Here is a 15,276-nt window from a genome sequence, read left to right as displayed (position 1 = left end):
TGAGCGATGGACAGCCTCGTCGCCTGCGCATGACACTGGCCGCGCGAAGGGGTATTCCGACGTCGGCCCACCCCAGCAGATCCGGAGGATAATGGCATGAGCCGCCCGATCGAGGACTATGGCTTTATCGGCAACATGCTGTCCTGCGCGCTCGTCGCCCGCGACGGGTCGATCGACTGGCTCTGCCTGCCAAGGTTCGACTCCGATGCGTGTTTTGCGGCGCTCCTCGGCTCGAAAGAAAATGGGTGCTGGCTCATCACCCCAAAGGAGAAAGCGTCGCGCGTTTCCCGCCGCTACCGCCCGGGCACCACTATTCTCGAAACGACGTTCGAAACAGCGACAGGCGCCGTCACGCTGATCGATTTCATGCCGCTTGCCGAAGACGAGGAGCACGTCGACGTAGTGCGCATCGTGCGCGGTGACAGGGGGAACGTCGAAATGAACATGGAGTTTGTCCTGCGCTTCGACTACGGGCGAACGGTGCCCTGGGTGCGCCGCACGGATTATGGACTGCAGGCTGTAGCAGGACCGGACGCGGTGGAGCTGCGCACGCCGGTGGAGCTGAAGGGCAGGGACATGCGCACCTTCGCGACCTTCAGTGTCGGAGCCGGGGCGCAGGTGCCATTCGCCATGACGTGGCATCCCTCGCACCGGCCGCCGACCGTCCGCTGGGATCCAGCCCGGCGGCTCAATGAGACCGAGAAGCGGTGGCGGAAATGGTCCGACGATTGCTCCTTTGCCGGCAAGAAGGACCACCCGTGGCGGGAAGCTGTCGTGCGTTCGCTGGTGACGCTCAAAGCGCTCACCTTCGCGCCGACCGGTGGCATCGTCGCAGCGGCAACGACCTCGCTTCCCGAAGAGATCGGGGGTGTACGCAACTGGGATTACCGGTATTGCTGGATACGCGACGCCACCCTCACGCTGCTGGCGCTGCTGACCTCCGGCTATCGTGACGAGGCGAAGGCCTGGCGCGAATGGCTGTTGCGAGCCGCCGCCATCCATCCGAAACAGCTCCAGATCATGTTTGGCCTCGCGGGGGAGCGGCGACTGACCGAGATCGAGCTGCCATGGCTGGCCGGATACGAAGGCTCGTTGCCGGTCCGCGTCGGAAACGCCGCCTACGATCAACTGCAGCTCGACGTCTATGGCGAGATGATGGATGCCCTGCATGTCGGGCGCAAGTTCATGCTCGAACCGTCGGAGGCGAGCTGGGGGTTCCAGAAGGTCCTGCTCGACGATCTCGAGAAGCAGTGGCGCGAACCTGACGACGGCATCTGGGAAATGCGCGGGGGGCGCCGCCACTTCACTTATTCGCGCGTCATGGCCTGGGTTGCTTTCGACCGCGGCGTCAAGGCTGTCGAAGACTATGGCTTGTCGGGCCCTGTCGATCGTTGGCACAAGGTGCGCGGCGAGATCCGCGACGACATTCTGGCCAATGGCTGGAACGAGAAGCGAGGCAGCTTTGTGCAGTATTATGGGGGAGACGCTCTCGATGCGTCGCTCCTGCTCATTCCGTCGGTCGGGTTCCTCCCCCCGGACGATCCGCGCGTCATAGCGACCGTCGAGGCCATCCAGCGCGACCTGGTGGAGGGCGGGCTGGTTCTACGCTATCGGCCAGAGCATGCGCCGGACGGCGTCAGCGGGAGCGAGGGGACCTTTCTCGTCTGCAGTTTCTGGCTCGTCGATGCGCTGACGATGATCGGCCGTATCGACGAAGCCGAGGCGCTGTTCGAACGTCTCCTCTCAATCCGCAATGATCTCGGATTGCTTGCCGAAGAATACGATCCTCACACCGGCCGGCAACTCGGCAATTTTCCGCAGGCCTTCTCGCATGTCGGCCTGGTGAACTCGGCCACGAACCTTATCTCGGCGCGAGGTCCGGCCGAGCAACGCGCCGGCAGAGCTGCTGCCGAAGAACAACCTTAGCGCCGGCTTTCCCGTTCTGACGATGTCAGAACGGGAACTCCAGGCTATCGAACCGTCGCGTTTTCTTCTGCGCAGTCACAGAGCCGAGGATGGTCGCGCCGATAGCCAGTAGATGGCCCCTACCGAGTCCTCCTTCGGGTTGTCCGTGTGGATCGGCATGAACTCATCACTCGATGCCAACGCAGGATCGATCGTCGACGGGCAGGCGTGCGGGACCGTGACCGAGCCCCTGACGCAGATGTCCTGGCTGGAGTGGGCGTCGGCCTGCGCCGCAGCGGTCGTGGTCATTGCGGCGGCCATTGACGCAACAAGAGTGCTGCCTGCAGCGAGGTTGATCGCCCGGGCAATGAGGGTGCGCTTAGTCATTTTATGTCTCCGAGTTGCGCTCGGTCGACGGCACTCGCGAGATTGGCTGAGCGCAAGGAGAGACCGAGCAGGGAGCCGCACCTATTGTCCGGACTGCCGGTTCGGGTCCTTAGCCGGTGCTAAAGAAGTTCGGAAATCATGTGAAAGCGCTGGGTAGAGCGGGCCCCACCACCCACAGTGTGTCGTCCCGCGAAAGGCCCCCTCACCCGGCCCTGCGGGCCGACCTCTCCCCCAGAGGGAGAGGTGTTGCGGAGGCCGGCCCAGTGCCCACTTCACCTCTCCCTGGGGGGAGAGGTCGACGGCGAAGCCGGCAGGTGAGGGGGCCTTCCGCATTCGCGGGATCCATCCTTGGACACATGAGCGCGAATGCGCTTTTTTCGCGGGAATGACTCCGTGGTTGTGTTGTACCCAAGGGTCACCCCCTAGAGCGCGCCCACATCTAGCCCCGAGGAATCCCGGCCTTGGCCAGGCCTTCGGCCATGAAGCCGTCGTGGGGTCCGGGGCTCTTGTTGCCAAAGAACTTTGCAATCGTCAGACCCGGCCGCGCGGCCGTCACGATCTGCAATGCATCGCGTGCCTCATCCAGCCGGTCGAGATGGGCGTAGGCGGCCGCCAGCACGGTCTGCGTCCATTCCAGGCGATTGTAGATGTCGTGGGCGCGCAGGGCCCAGATGAGGGCCTCCTCGAAGCGGCCGGCCGAGAGATGGGCTTCTCCTATGGCGGTCAGGCACCAGATCACTTCCGGCGCTCCGGGCAGGAAGCGAAGGGCGCGCAAATGGCAGGCGATGGCGTCGTCGAAATTGCCATGGCGCCGATTGGCAAAGCCGGAAAAGTTGGCAACGAGGAAGCTGTTGGGGTTGAGTTCAAAGGCGCGCATGACGATGCCGTATCCGCGATCCGGCTCGACGTCCATAAGATGGAGGCCGGCGATCGCCAGGACCGTGGCGTCGTTGCTGTCGGCTGCAAGGGCACGGCGCGAGAGCGCGATGCACTCGGCCGCGTCGTCGACGCCGGGCGGGGCCGCCTTGCCGCTGCCGAGGCGCTTGGCATGCGCCCAGGAGGCGTGCGCGAGCGCTGATGCAAAGCCGGGATCGAGCGCGATGGCACGCTCGAGCAGCACAATGGCCTCACTGTAGTTGTGCGCCTCGACGCTCGAAATCAGCGGCAGCGCCTGCAGATAGAGATCGTAGGCATCTAGACTCTCGGGGCGCTTGCGGCGCGCGCGCTCGATCTCGGCCCTGCGGATTTGCGGCTCGATCGCACCGACGACGCTCTCGGTGATCGCGTCCTCGAAATCGAAGACATCGTCGAGCAGCCCATCGAACTTTTCCGCCCAGATATGCGCGCCGCTTTCCGCATCGATCAGCTGGCCGGTGACGCGGACCGTCCGGCCGGCGCGTCGCACGCTGCCTTCGAGCGCGTAGCGCACACCAAGGGCTCTGGCCGCGTCGCGTACGTCGTAGGTGCGGTCCTTGTAGACGAAGGAGGAGTTGCGCGCGACCACTGCAAAAGTTCTGAAGCGCGAGAGCGCGGTGATCAGGTCCTCGACCATGCCGTCGGCAAAATATCCTTGCTGCGGGTCATCGCTGAAATTTGTAAAGGGGAGGACGGCGATCGATGGCCTGCCGTCAAAGGAACCGGCCTGTATCTCTGACGGGCGCGTCAGCCGATAGCCGACCCGCGGCACGGTCGCGATCCACTCCTGACCGTCCGGCTGGGTGCCGAGCGCCTTGCGTAGGGCCGCGATCTGCACGGTCAGGTTGCTTTCCTCGACGATGACACCGGGCCAGGCCCTCTCCATCAGGGTCTCTCGCTTGACGATGCCGCCGGCAGCCTCCATCAGCACTTCGAAGAGGGCAAGGCCCTTGCCCCCGACGACGACTTCCTTGCCGTCCCGTTGCAGCAGAACGCGCTGCGCGTCGAGCACGAACGGTCCGACGGTCAAGGCGGAGCTCGACGTCGAAGCATGCGCGAGCGGCACGTGGGTATCGGGAACCACGATCGCCGGCGCCGCGTCGGCCTTGGGGGTAGGAGACGCATCGGGGGGATCTCGAGGCGTTGACACCTCGCGCAATCGATAGCCGAGCCGGTTGAGGGTCTGTATCTCGAAGCCCCCGACGGTCGCGGCGGTTTTTCGCAGGCGCCCGATGCAGCGCTGGATCGCGTCCTCGCCGACAACGACCCCGCGCCAGCACCCGGCGATCAGGTCGTCGCGGGTCACCGTCTCACCGCGCCGCTGCGCGAGGTACACCAGCACCTGCATGACCCTCGGCTCCAGAGAGAGGGTCTCGCCGGCATTCGAAATCTCGCAGGACGACGGTTGCACCCGCGTCCCGCCCAGATCGAATTCGTCGGTCCTTGCAAGCTCGATCGGTGATGCGGGCTCTGCACTCATCTCACGTCTTCATCGGCAATTGATCGGCAAACCATCGGTGCGCGGTCCTGTCGGCGTGAAAGGACTTGCTTCAAAACACCGCTCAACAGCAGGGGGGCGATTATGACGGTCGCACCAGCCTGCTGCAATGCAATTCACCTGGCGATCGAAGACGATCCGGTGACGCAGGAAGGTAGAAGCAAGATGTTCTCAGAAGTACGGGGCCCGGCGCTATCGGCCGCAACGGGAGAGGTTGTCTCATTGTTCGACGATGCAGACGCGCCCGGGCATGGCATGGGCTGCCCATCCTCCTAAAAGCGCGGTCGCGTGTTCGAACCGCAAACGTAGCATCCATCCCGGATCAAGTCCGGGGCAGGCTTTTTGCTCAAAAGCTCCGGCTGGCTCGTTTCGCACGGTTTCGGCCATCGTGCCTCTCTCGCATGAACTGCGCCCAGTCTATTCCCACGCCTCCATGTGCCGCCGCGGCTCAAGGCGCTCAACAGCAGGGCGGGCGATCATGACGGTCGCACCGGTCTGCCGCAACGCAATTCACTTAGCGATCGAAGATGATCTCTCAGTCAAGAAGGTTAGAAGCAAGATGTTCTCAGATATACGGGGCCTGGCCCTCTCGGGCGCAACGGCGGAAGCCGTTTCATTATTCGACGAGGCGGTCGAGGCGTTCAACATCTATCGGGGCGATCCGGTCGGTCTTTTGAACCAGGCCATCGACGCCGCGCCCGAATTTGCCATGGCGCATATCCTCAAGGCCTATCTCCTTGGGTTTGCAACCGAGCCTGACGCGACGCAAGCGGCCCGGCGGATCGTTGTCCGCACGAAGTCGCTGCACCTCGCGGACCGGGAGGCCTCGCATGTGGTCGCCCTCGACAATCTCCTTGACGGCGAGTGGACGCAGGCGGCGATCGCGCTCGACGTTCACAACGCGCTCTATCCGCATGATCTCGTTGCGCTCCAATGTGGCCATCTTGTCGACTTCTATCGCGCCAGCTCCCGGGGCCTGCGCGACCGTATCGCTCGGGTGCTGCCCAAATGGTCGCCCGATATGCCCGGCTATTCGATCCTCCTCGGCCTTTATGCGTTCGGGCTCGAGGAAACGGGTGACTATGCGAGAGCCGAGGATGCCGGCAGGCAGGCGGTCGCCATCGAGCCGCGCGACAGCTGGGCGCACCACGCCGTCGCCCATGTGATGGAGATGCAGGGCCGCGCCGAGGACGGCATCGGCTGGATGGTCGCGCGTGAGCCGCATTGGACGGGCGACGACAACTTCTTCAAGGTGCACAACTGGTGGCACCGCTCGCTCTGCCACCTGGACCTGGGCCAGGTGGAGGAGGTCTTCTCGCTCTATGACGGGCCGATCCGTAGGGATCGCAGCCCCGTTGCGCTCGACATGGTCGATGCCTCAGCGCTGCTGTGGCGCCTCGCGATGTCGGGTCACGACATCGGCGAGCGATGGCAGGAATTGGCCGGCGCATGGGACGACCACGCCGATGGGGTGAGCTACCCCTTCAACGACTGGCACGCGGTGATGGCGTATCTCGGGGCCGGCCGCCACAAGGACGTCGAGCGTATCGTTTCGGGCTTTGGCACGAACGGCGGTGCGGCCGAGACCGACAATTGGGGGCGCAAGACCGCGCTTCCGCTCGTTGCCGGCTTTGCCGCGTTCTGGCGCGGCGACTACGAGACGGCCGCCAACCACCTTCATGGCGCACGCTACATCGCCAATTCGTTCGGCGGCAGCCATGCCCAGCGGGACATCATCGACTGGACGCTGACGGAAGCGACCGTGCGCGGTGGCCTGACCGCGATGGCAGAGGCGCTCGCCAGCGAAAGGTTGGCGCTCAAGCCCCACAGTCCCATCAACCGCAGTTTCCTGACGCGTGCCCGCGCCGGCGCGGCGCCCAACGTGAAGGCGGCCTGAGAGATGTCGACGTTCTTCAAATCCATACCGGTGCGCTGGCGCGTCATGCGCAGGCGCCGCCGGTCGCACCGCAACACTATCGAGGTGTTGCGCCAGTTCAACGACCACCTGCTCAAGGACATCGGCCTCAACGAGCCGTGCTCAACCGACGATCCCTGGCTCTAGGGCTACACCTCTTCCGGGCGGAACCGCCCGGCAGTGAGCGGGCAAAAACACCGCCCCCCGGGGGCACCCGGATTGCGGCCCATGTCCGACACGGACCTACGCCGCGATACCCCGCGTCCCGCCCATCCGACGGGCTACGCGACATCAATTCCATCAACTCTAAGGATCCGACTATGAAATGCATCTACCTGACTGCTCTCGCAATCGCTGGAGCGCTCGTCTCAAGCGGGGCCACGGCGGCGCCGAACGCCTTCGACGTGGCAGAAGACCACACGCGTTTCGTGTTTCAACCCGCCCCGGTAGATGAAGACGGTATGCCGGCGCACGGCAACCCATTCATCACCCAGGGCTACGTCTATCCCGTCGGCACGTTGAAACCGGGTGTGGATGGCGTGAACGAGGACGGCTCTCCGGCATTCCCCGACCTGGTGCTCGGCACCTGGACCTGCGACGGTTTCCTGGTGGGCACGGCGATGAAAGCCGAGACCGGTGTGTTCCTGATCTCGCGCCAGACTGTCTTGCTGAACGATGGCGACCTGCTCATCTCGGAAGGTCCCGAAATAATCGACGAGAACGTTGAGCTCTTACGCGCAATCTCGGGCGCGACTGGTGGCTTTGTCGGCCACGACGGCGATATCAGCCAGACATTTCTCGGTTGGGGTTCGTTCATGGGCCTGCGCGCGACCTTCGACTTGGAGGGTCACGGCAAGGAGCAGTAACTTTCGGTGACGGCATCGATCACCTTGGCGGTCGACAGTGCCTTAGGCATTGCGACCGCCGCAGCGCAGAAAAGCCGACTCTCGAAGAGATCTACAAGCACATCGAGGGCGTCTAAGGCGTCGTGCCGAAATACACGAAGGTCAGGGCATCGCCGCCGCCTGGGCCTGACCAAGGCGCTGGAGGTGGAAGAGGGCGTGCTCGACCAAGTCGCCGATCAGCATCGCCGTCGCACGCTGGAGAACTCCCGCCGGGGCCGACCCGGCGGGAACCAGTGTCGCGCCCTTGCGCGAAGGAAAACCATGACAACAGACATGAACCCCACCCCGTATTTTATCCGCCATGCCCGTCCCCGCGACATCACGGCGATCCGGGCGATGCAGGCGCGCTCCATGTGGACGTTGGGCGCCGACTTCTATTCGGAGGCCGAGATTGCAGGCTTCATGGAAGCATTCGGCACGATGGACGACGCCATCGTCCTCGAGGGGCACTGTTTTCTTGCCGAAGACGCTTACGGCGCGATCCTTGCCAGCGGCGCCTGGTCGCGCGCCAAACCGGGCTATGCCGCAGGCCTGCCCGCGAAGGGTCACGCGGGCGACATGCCGACCGTGCGCAGCGTCTTCGTCGATCCGGCAGTCGCACGCTGCGGTGTCGGTACGGCGATCATGCTGCGGGTGGAACAGGACGCCATCGCGCACAGCGTCCTGCTGCTGGGCCTGACGGCGACCCTTTCAGGTGTCCCGCTCTACCAGCGGCTCGGCTACCAGGTAGAAGAAGTGACGCAGATCCTGTTCCCGGACCAGACACGCTTCGGGTGCGTCAAGATGCAAAAGGTGCTGGATCGCGACGCAATTTGAGGGAACTGGATCGCGCGCTTCTCAAAAAAACGCTCGGCACAATTGCTGGGGTGCGAACGGTTTCCGGCATTGATGACAACGACAGGCCGCAACTAACATGTTAATGGAGGCGGTAGCGATACCTCCTCCTGTTCCCCGACCAGCTCATGACCGTCACAGCCAGCGCACCGGCAACCAGCCTTGCCAGCAAGACCACGCTCTCGATCATCGTCGCGGTGAGCGTCTGCCACCTGATCAACGACGTGATGCAATCGCTGCTTTCGGCGATCTACCCGATCCTCAAGGTCAATTACGGGCTCGACTATGTGCAGATCGGGCTTTTGACCTTCACCTTCCAGGTCGTGGCCTCGCTCCTGCAGCCTGCCATCGGCATGTACACGGACAAGCGGCCCCTGCCTTACTCGCTGCCTGTGGGCATGGGATCGAGCCTCATCGGATTGATCATCCTGGGGTTCGCGCAGACCTACTGGCTGTTGCTCCTGGGCTGCGCCTTCATCGGGCTCGGGTCGGCGATCTTCCACCCGGAATCGAGCCGGGTGGCGCGGCTGGCTTCCGGTGGACGGCACGGGCTGGCGCAATCGCTGTTCCAGGTGGGCGGCAATGCCGGCTCGGCCATCGGGCCGCTGCTGGCCGCCTTCATCGTGCTGCCGCGCGGACAGTGGAGCGTCAGCCTTTTCGCAATGGGCTCGCTCGTCGGCATCTTCATCCTCTCACGGGTCGGACGCTGGTATGCCGAGCACCGGCGGGCCAATGCCGGCAAGGCGCCGGCCAGTACGGCGCTGATCTTTGACAAGCGCACGACGATGATCGCGCTCATCGTGCTGACGGTCCTCACGCTCACCAAGAACGCCTATATCGCGAGCTTTTCGAGCTACTACACGTTCTACCTCATCGAAAAATTCCAGGTGGGCGTACAGGACGCGCAGCTGCTGCTGTTCGTCTTCCTCGGCGCCTCGGCACTCGGCGTGTTCCTGGGTGGACCGATCAACGACCGCTTCGGCGCCAAGTTCGTGATCTGGTTCTCGATCCTGGGCGTTCTGCCGTTCACCCTCATGCTGCCCTATGCCGACCTCACCTGGACGGTGATCCTCACCATCATCGTCGGGATCATTTTCTCGTCCGCCTTCTCGGCCATCGTGGTGTTCGCGCAGGAGCTGATGCCGGGCCGCATCGGCATGATCGCCGGCATCTTCTTCGGCTTCGCGTTCGGCGCGGCCGGCATCGCGGCGGCAGCGCTCGGGGCGCTCGCCGACCAGACCAGCATCCAGTACGTGTTCTGGCTCTGCTCGTTCCTGCCGCTGGCCGGACTACTGACGGTGTTCCTGCCGGACATGGGGAAAGTCCGGTAGAGTCGTTGCGCTGCGGTGCAGACCTCGCCTTGCGATCTTGATTAAGCAGGTCTCCTGCTTATGGTAGCCGGGCGATGCCCGTCGGTAGGCGGGTTAGAGCGTCGCTAAATGACGCTTTCGAATGGGCGAAGTTCAGCGACGGTCTTGGGCAAGCCTTGCGCCTCCAAGCGTTCCAAGAATTCGGCGGCTGACTTGGGCGGTTTTCTCAGGCGAGCGCGGCATCGTTGCACCGAGTTCAAGACGGCAGCCGTATCCAGCCCGAACTGGTTGAATATGAAATCGTCAGGGTGAAGGACCTCAATGTCGTACTTTCCAACGTGCTTGGTTGGAAAGTCTTGCAGGTTCATTGTGATGATGGCGTCGCAGCTTGAGTGAATAGCCGCGGCAAGAACATGCCGATCATCGGGATCTGGCAACACCAAGCCTTCGATCATATCTTCGTACCCCTCCACCAAACAGTCTGGGACTGCGTCGTTCATCAACTCGACGGTTCTGGCTAGCTTTTCGGGATTGAGGTCTTGACGGTTGACGAGGAGGTTGCGCGTCCACTCGTCGTGAATTCGGGCGCTCCATTTAGCGCGAAACAACCCGGTCCCTGCGAGTTCCATAAGAATATCTCGCAGGGGGGCCGGGTAGGGCACACAAGCATCGTAGATGACGGTGTAATTTGACTGGTTAATAGCCCATATCCAGTTCTTGAGCCTGATCGGCCAACGCCTGCATTGCCTGCCGCCGCTTCTCGTCGGAGGCTTTCCTATAGGTTTGCAGGTCGCTGAACTTTATACGTCGATGCGTCCCCACCATGTGATGGTCGATCTCTCCTTTTTGGAGAAGGCGGATCAGATAAGGGCGAGAGACGTTTAGATAGTCAGCAGCCTCTTGCGTCGTAAGCTCCGCATGAATGGGGATGAGTGTAACCGCGTTGCCCTGCGCCATCTCAGTCAGAAGACGGTATAAGAGTTCGTTCACCGACTTAGGAAGCCGCAGGACTTCGCCGCTATCTACCTGAACGCGAAGCTCAGCACTCTTGGCACGCGAAAGAGTGCGGCTTGCTGCGTTTGCAAGCTCTGCATCATCCGGAGTCGGCAGAACGGGTCGTTCCAGTAGCTGAGTCATTTGAGTTTCCCTTACTTCGGCTTGAATATAGCCTGACTGGCTAGCCGCAACAATCGAAATATCCGAAATAAGCGAACGCATGCCTGACCGATTGGTTCCGCTTTCCGCCTTTGGCCGGAACGGCGGCTCTGCTCCTCTTCCCACTGCGCAGTTGCGCCGTTATGCAGGGTGCCCGATCGGAGGATGTGCCATGCAGGGGATTGAACTATCGCGCCGCTTTTACGCCGACATCGTTCGGCCTTGGCTGAACGAGGTTGCGCCAAGTTTGTCCCACTCGGCAGCGCTGATCGGCTATGGGTCGGAACTCCTCGGCTTCGACGACGAGACCTCCAGGGACCACAACTGGGGGCCGCGCGTACACATCATCCTGACCCGGGACCGGTTCGACGATCATGCGCGGCGCTTGGTCGCAGAGTTCTCCCAAGTCGCCCCCGACAGCTATCTTGGAGAGCCCATCGGCTGGCGCAGCCGGCCGCATCCGCCGGCAAACGGTGTCGAAGCGGCAGGCGCACTCGAGCACGGGCTCGAGTTCCATACGCTCGAAGCCAGGCTGGAAGGCCACTTCGCCGTGCGGTCGGTGGAGAACCTCAGTGCGCTGCAGTGGCTGGGATTTGCCGAACAAAAGCTGCTCGCCTTTACGGCCGGCGCCGTCTTCCATGACGACCTAGGCCGTTTGAGCCAGGCTCGTGAGCGTCTGGCCTACTTTCCGGACGACGTGTGGCTCTACAAGATCGCGTGCCAGTGGCGGCGCATTGCCGAAGAGCAGGCATTCGTCGGCCGAGCGGGGCAGGTCGGTGACGATCTCGGCTCCCGGATCATCGCCGCACGGCTGGTGCGGGACGTGATGAGGATGAGCTTCCTGCTCGAGCGCCGTTACGCCCCCTATGCAAAGTGGTTCGGCAGCGCCTTTGCCAAGCTCCCGATCGCCGGGGCCCTCTTGCGCCATCTGGAGCAGGCCCTGCTTGCCAGCGAATGGACGCAGCGAGGCGACGCCCTTGCTTCGGCCTATCTCGAGCTGGCGCGGCGACAGAATGCGATCGGAGTGGCCGGGTTCAACCCGGTGGTCGGTCCCTACTTTGATCGGCCGTTCACCACCATCAACGTCGACGATGCGATCGCGGCCGTCAGCGCGGCGATAGCGGACCCCTTTATCAAAGAGCTTCCAGTCGTCGGCTCACTGGATCAGGTCAGCGATCTCACGCCCGTTCTGGAAAGCCCGGACATGTCCCAGAGGATGATGCACCAGCTGTTCGGCTGACCGCTGGTGCCGCGTGGGGACTTAAGCAGGCTCACGCGGGTCGATATCGGCGCTGTAGTCGACGCCGCCGAGCCCGAAGCCGAAGAGCCTCAAAAACTCGCGCCGGTAGCGATCGAGGTCGGCGTGTTGAGCGAGCGTTTCGCTCGACAGCAGCGGCCAGCGCCGGCCCATCTCGGCTTGGACAGCCTCCGACAATTCCCAGTCGTCGACATGTACCCGGCTCTCTTTGTCGAGCTCGAGGGGTGGCTGAAGCTTCACGCGGAACAGGCGATCGATCTGCTCGATGCAGCCTTCCCCGAGCCCCATCTCCTCCATGACCTTGAGGAGAAGGGTGCCGTAAAGCGGCACCACCGGAATGGCGGAACTCGCCTGGGTGACCACGGCCTTCAGCGCCACGACGAAGGCGCTTTCGGAACCGTATCTCTCTCGCATCGCGGCGGCGGCGCGATCGAGGTCGGCCTTGGCGCGCCCCAGCGTACCCTTGTGGTAGATCGGCCAGGTCAGCTCGCTGCCGAGATAGGTGTAGTTGAGGGTCATGAAGTCCGGGGCGAGGACCTTGGCCTCACGTAACGCATCGACCCACAGCTCCCAATCCTCGCCGCCCATGACCTTGACGGTCGCCTCCGCCTCGTCGGCGGTTGCCGGCTGAATTTCGACTTCGCTGACCGCGCCGGTACCCGTGTCGAGGGTCTTGGAGCGAACCGCTTCCCCCATCGGCTTGATGGCCGAGCGATAGGTGGTGCCGGTTTTGGGATCGGTTCGCACCGGCGAGGCGAGGCTATAGACCACCAGGTCTACCTCACCGAGATTGTCGCGGATCGCTGCGATGGTTTGCGCCTTGGCCGCATCCGAGAAGGCATCGCCTTCAACCGTTACCGCGATGCGGCCGGCAGCGCGTGCGCGCTTTTCGAAGGCACGGTTGTTGTACCAGCCGGCTGAAGCGGTTTTCGTTTCACCCGGCTCCTTTTCAAAGGAGACGCCGACGGTATCGGCGCCGGAACCGAAGGTGGTGACGATGCGCGAGGCGAGGCCATAGCCGGTCGAACAGCCGAGGACCAGCACGCGCTTGCGCGGGCTTTCGATCGGACCCTTGACCACCACATGGTCGATCTGCCGCTGAACATTGGTGGCGCACCCGACTGGGTGGGCGGTCGTGCAGATGAAGCCGCGAATTCTGGGTTCGATGATCATTGTTCGGCTCCGCCTATGCCTTGCGTCAGGACCTGCCGTTGCTAACCTGCGGCTCGCTGGTGCGCAAGTACGGGCAATTGCAATGGCAGTGCCGTTCGTTATAGCCAATCCGACCGCGTGATCCTGGAGGAGACGCAACATGGACCGTTTCACCGGCGGGTGCCTGTGCGGGGACGTATGGATCGTGGCTTCGGGACGCCCGTACCGGGTCGCGATTTGTCACTGTCTCGATTGCCGCAAGCATCATGGGGCGCTGTTTTACGCCGCCGCGGTGTTCCCACAGGATGCAGTGACCATCGATGGCGAAACACGCGACTATGCCGGGCGGCACTTCTGTCCCCGCTGCGGCTCGTCGGTTTTTGCACGCACCGACGACGAAATCGAAGTGCACCTGGGGTCGCTCGACGCCCCCGATCAGCTGATGCCGACCTACGAAAGCTGGACCATCCGTCGCGAGTCCTGGCTGCCGCCGTTTCCGCTGAAGAGACGGTACGAGCGCGATCGTGAGGGCACGGGGCGCTCCGAGGACTAGAACGAACGAACCCGCAATGCGCCGCTTCAGTTTTGGCCCTTCGCGTCCTTCAGCGCCTCTTGGAGGACATCGAACACGCGCTCGTCGGTGGTCTGCGAGACATTGAAGCGAAGGAAGCTGCTTGCAGACTGGGCGAGGCTGAAGGCGTTGCCGGGGGCGAGCACGACGTTCCTTGCCAGCGCCGCCCGCGCCACGTCGGCGGCGTCGAGCCCACCGGGCAGGCGGCACCAGAGGAAGAGGCCGGCCTGCGGTTCGAGCCAGGGCTCGATGCCGAGGACCTTCAACTTCGCCCCGACATCACGCCTCGCGGCCGAGAGGCGCAGGCGCAGGGCTTCGAGGTGTTTGCGGTAGCCGCCGTCGCTCAAGACGGCAAAGACCAGCTCGGCGGCGAGCCGGCCGCCGCCGAAGGAGGTGGCGATCTTGAGGTCGGTGAGGCCTTCGATCCAATCGGACCGCGCGGCGATGAACCCGCAGCGAACCGAGGCGGAGAGGGTCTTGGAGAAGCTGCCGATGTGGATGACGCGGTCGAGCCCGTCGAAAGCGCCCAGCCTTGGGGCAGGGCTCTGTTCGAAGTCGGCGAAGATGTCGTCCTCGATGATGGTGAGACCGAACTCATCGGCAAGTTTGAGCACCCGATGGGCGACGACCGGCGAGAGTGTGGCGCCGGTTGGATTGTGGATGCCCGAATTGGTGATGTAGAGCCGCGGGCGGTGCTCGGCGAGGGCTTTGCGCAGGAGCTCGATATCGGGGCCGGTGGGCGTGAAGGGGACGCTCACCATCCGCGCCCGGTGCGCGCGCAGCAGGGCCTGGAAGTTGAAGTAGCACGGGTCGTCGACGAGGACCGTGTCGCCAGGCTCGAGCAGCATGCGGCAGATGAGATCGATCGCCTGCGTGCCGCTCTCGGTGAGCATCACCTGATCGGGTGTTGCCTCGATGCCGCGGTCGGCCATGCGTCGCGCGATCAGCTGTCGCAGTAGCGGCAGACCCAGCGGCGAGCCGTAATCGGCCAGGGCCGGCTCGCCGGCGCGTGCGATGGTGCGCAGGGCCTTGCGCAGACCGTCCACCGGCAGCCAGGACGACGGCAACCAGCCGCAACCAGGTTTGAGATCATCGTGCGCGGCATCGAGGGACTGCCGCGAGATCCAGAATGGATCGATGGCGCGGTCGAGTCTTTGGCCGACATCGATCAGGGAGAGAGGCGTCGTCTCGCTGGCCACATAGAAGCCGGAACCGGGCCTCGAATGGATCGCGCCCTCGGCAACTAGGCGCTCATAGGCGTCGACCACCGTCGAGGTGCTGACCTTGAGCGTCGCTGCCAGCCCCCGCACCGACGGCAGCTTAGCGCCCGGCGTCAGGCTGCGCCCGGCGATGCGCTGGCGGATGGTGGCCATGACCATCGCCACCCGCGTCGTTCCACCGATTTCTGCCATCCGTATTGCTTCCGTTGCCATAACAGTTTGGCGCAACTGTATCGGACTGTTGCTGGCAC

General features: G+C 63.6%; 14 protein-coding genes. 8 read left to right on the top strand and 6 right to left on the bottom strand.

Annotated features, from left to right (window positions below; translation table 11 throughout):
* Positions 1 to 96: 96 nt before the first annotated feature.
* The gene (locus tag QQK18_RS06120) at positions 97 to 1,926 is read left to right on the top strand and encodes a glycoside hydrolase family 15 protein (RefSeq protein WP_284339421.1); all 1,830 of its coding nucleotides are present in this window, start codon (positions 97 to 99) and stop codon (positions 1,924 to 1,926) included.
* Between the two features lie 75 nt (positions 1,927 to 2,001).
* Here QQK18_RS06120 and QQK18_RS06115 read toward each other — a convergent pair whose 3' ends face one another.
* Together QQK18_RS06115 and QQK18_RS06110 are read right to left on the bottom strand one after the other, a co-directional pair.
* Positions 2,002 to 2,292, bottom strand: coding sequence for a hypothetical protein (locus QQK18_RS06115; RefSeq protein WP_284339420.1), 291 nt, complete (start codon positions 2,290 to 2,292; stop codon positions 2,002 to 2,004).
* Between the two features lie 439 nt (positions 2,293 to 2,731).
* On the bottom strand, positions 2,732 to 4,687 hold the full coding sequence (locus QQK18_RS06110; protein WP_284339419.1) for a winged helix-turn-helix domain-containing tetratricopeptide repeat protein: 1,956 nt from the start codon (positions 4,685 to 4,687) through the stop codon (positions 2,732 to 2,734).
* Positions 4,688 to 5,264: 577 nt separating this feature from the next.
* On the opposite strand from QQK18_RS06110, the gene QQK18_RS06105 reads away from it, so the two are divergent.
* From QQK18_RS06105 to QQK18_RS06085, 5 genes are all read left to right on the top strand, one after another.
* Positions 5,265 to 6,602: a tetratricopeptide repeat protein gene (locus tag QQK18_RS06105; RefSeq protein ID WP_284339418.1), complete on the top strand. Its 1,338-nt coding sequence runs from the start codon at positions 5,265 to 5,267 to the stop codon at positions 6,600 to 6,602.
* A 3-nt stretch (positions 6,603 to 6,605) separates the two neighbouring features.
* Positions 6,606 to 6,767: a YjiS-like domain-containing protein gene (locus QQK18_RS06100; RefSeq protein WP_284339417.1), complete on the top strand. Its 162-nt coding sequence runs from the start codon at positions 6,606 to 6,608 to the stop codon at positions 6,765 to 6,767.
* A 173-nt stretch (positions 6,768 to 6,940) separates the two neighbouring features.
* Complete coding sequence (locus tag QQK18_RS06095; RefSeq protein WP_284339416.1) at positions 6,941 to 7,486, top strand: hypothetical protein; 546 nt, start codon at positions 6,941 to 6,943, stop codon at positions 7,484 to 7,486.
* Between the two features lie 312 nt (positions 7,487 to 7,798).
* Positions 7,799 to 8,341, top strand: a complete 543-nt coding sequence (locus QQK18_RS06090; RefSeq protein WP_284339415.1) for a GNAT family N-acetyltransferase — start codon at positions 7,799 to 7,801, stop codon at positions 8,339 to 8,341.
* Positions 8,342 to 8,487: 146 nt separating this feature from the next.
* Positions 8,488 to 9,690 (top strand): MFS transporter, encoded by a 1,203-nt coding sequence (locus QQK18_RS06085; protein ID WP_284339414.1) that lies wholly within the window; start codon positions 8,488 to 8,490, stop codon positions 9,688 to 9,690.
* A gap of 104 nt (positions 9,691 to 9,794) precedes the next feature.
* On the opposite strand, the gene QQK18_RS06080 is transcribed toward QQK18_RS06085, so the two are convergent.
* Positions 9,795 to 10,346, bottom strand: coding sequence for a PIN domain-containing protein (locus tag QQK18_RS06080; RefSeq protein ID WP_284339987.1), 552 nt, complete (start codon positions 10,344 to 10,346; stop codon positions 9,795 to 9,797).
* Positions 10,347 to 10,365: 19 nt separating this feature from the next.
* Positions 10,366 to 10,887, bottom strand: coding sequence for a helix-turn-helix domain-containing protein (locus QQK18_RS06075; protein ID WP_284339413.1), 522 nt, complete (start codon positions 10,885 to 10,887; stop codon positions 10,366 to 10,368).
* Between the two features lie 109 nt (positions 10,888 to 10,996).
* Here QQK18_RS06075 and QQK18_RS06070 point away from each other — a divergent pair, with 109 nt between their 5' ends.
* On the top strand, positions 10,997 to 12,064 hold the full coding sequence (locus QQK18_RS06070) for a DUF4037 domain-containing protein (RefSeq protein ID WP_284339412.1): 1,068 nt from the start codon (positions 10,997 to 10,999) through the stop codon (positions 12,062 to 12,064).
* Positions 12,065 to 12,085: 21 nt separating this feature from the next.
* Here QQK18_RS06070 and fabV read toward each other — a convergent pair whose 3' ends face one another.
* Positions 12,086 to 13,255 carry an enoyl-ACP reductase FabV gene (gene fabV, locus QQK18_RS06065; RefSeq protein WP_284339411.1) on the bottom strand — a complete coding sequence of 390 codons (1,170 nt, stop codon included), beginning with the start codon at positions 13,253 to 13,255 and terminating at the stop codon, positions 12,086 to 12,088.
* A gap of 139 nt (positions 13,256 to 13,394) precedes the next feature.
* Here fabV and QQK18_RS06060 point away from each other — a divergent pair, with 139 nt between their 5' ends.
* Entirely contained in the window at positions 13,395 to 13,787 is a 393-nt protein-coding gene (locus QQK18_RS06060) for a GFA family protein (protein ID WP_284339410.1), read from the top strand.
* Positions 13,788 to 13,813: 26 nt separating this feature from the next.
* On the opposite strand, the gene QQK18_RS06055 is transcribed toward QQK18_RS06060, so the two are convergent.
* A complete protein-coding gene (locus QQK18_RS06055; RefSeq protein WP_284339409.1) occupies positions 13,814 to 15,238 on the bottom strand; it encodes an aminotransferase-like domain-containing protein in 1,425 nt (474 codons plus the stop codon).
* Between the last annotated feature and the right edge of the window lie 38 nt (positions 15,239 to 15,276).

This window comes from Devosia nitrariae (assembly GCF_030160115.1).
In the GTDB taxonomy this organism is placed as follows: domain Bacteria; phylum Pseudomonadota; class Alphaproteobacteria; order Rhizobiales; family Devosiaceae; genus Devosia; species Devosia nitrariae.
Note: the sequence above shows the minus strand (reverse complement) of the source record. Positions and strands in the feature narration are given on the sequence as shown.

Excerpts from the sequence above, each read along its gene's own strand:
- QQK18_RS06110 (WP_284339419.1), bottom strand. The coding sequence starts at position 4,687 with ATGAGTGCAGAGCCCGCATCACCGATCGAGCTTGCAAGGACCGACGAA.
- QQK18_RS06115 (WP_284339420.1), bottom strand. The coding sequence starts at position 2,292 with ATGACTAAGCGCACCCTCATTGCCCGGGCGATCAACCTCGCTGCAGGC.
- QQK18_RS06085 (WP_284339414.1), top strand. The coding sequence starts at position 8,488 with ATGACCGTCACAGCCAGCGCACCGGCAACCAGCCTTGCCAGCAAGACC.
- QQK18_RS06070 (WP_284339412.1), top strand. The coding sequence starts at position 10,997 with ATGCAGGGGATTGAACTATCGCGCCGCTTTTACGCCGACATCGTTCGG.
- QQK18_RS06105 (WP_284339418.1), top strand. The coding sequence starts at position 5,265 with ATGTTCTCAGATATACGGGGCCTGGCCCTCTCGGGCGCAACGGCGGAA.
- QQK18_RS06060 (WP_284339410.1), top strand. The coding sequence starts at position 13,395 with ATGGACCGTTTCACCGGCGGGTGCCTGTGCGGGGACGTATGGATCGTG.
- QQK18_RS06100 (WP_284339417.1), top strand. The coding sequence starts at position 6,606 with ATGTCGACGTTCTTCAAATCCATACCGGTGCGCTGGCGCGTCATGCGC.
- QQK18_RS06120 (WP_284339421.1), top strand. The coding sequence starts at position 97 with ATGAGCCGCCCGATCGAGGACTATGGCTTTATCGGCAACATGCTGTCC.
- QQK18_RS06075 (WP_284339413.1), bottom strand. The coding sequence starts at position 10,887 with ATGCGTTCGCTTATTTCGGATATTTCGATTGTTGCGGCTAGCCAGTCA.
- QQK18_RS06090 (WP_284339415.1), top strand. The coding sequence starts at position 7,799 with ATGAACCCCACCCCGTATTTTATCCGCCATGCCCGTCCCCGCGACATC.
- QQK18_RS06055 (WP_284339409.1), bottom strand. The coding sequence starts at position 15,238 with ATGGCAACGGAAGCAATACGGATGGCAGAAATCGGTGGAACGACGCGG.
- fabV (WP_284339411.1), bottom strand. The coding sequence starts at position 13,255 with ATGATCATCGAACCCAGAATTCGCGGCTTCATCTGCACGACCGCCCAC.
- QQK18_RS06095 (WP_284339416.1), top strand. The coding sequence starts at position 6,941 with ATGAAATGCATCTACCTGACTGCTCTCGCAATCGCTGGAGCGCTCGTC.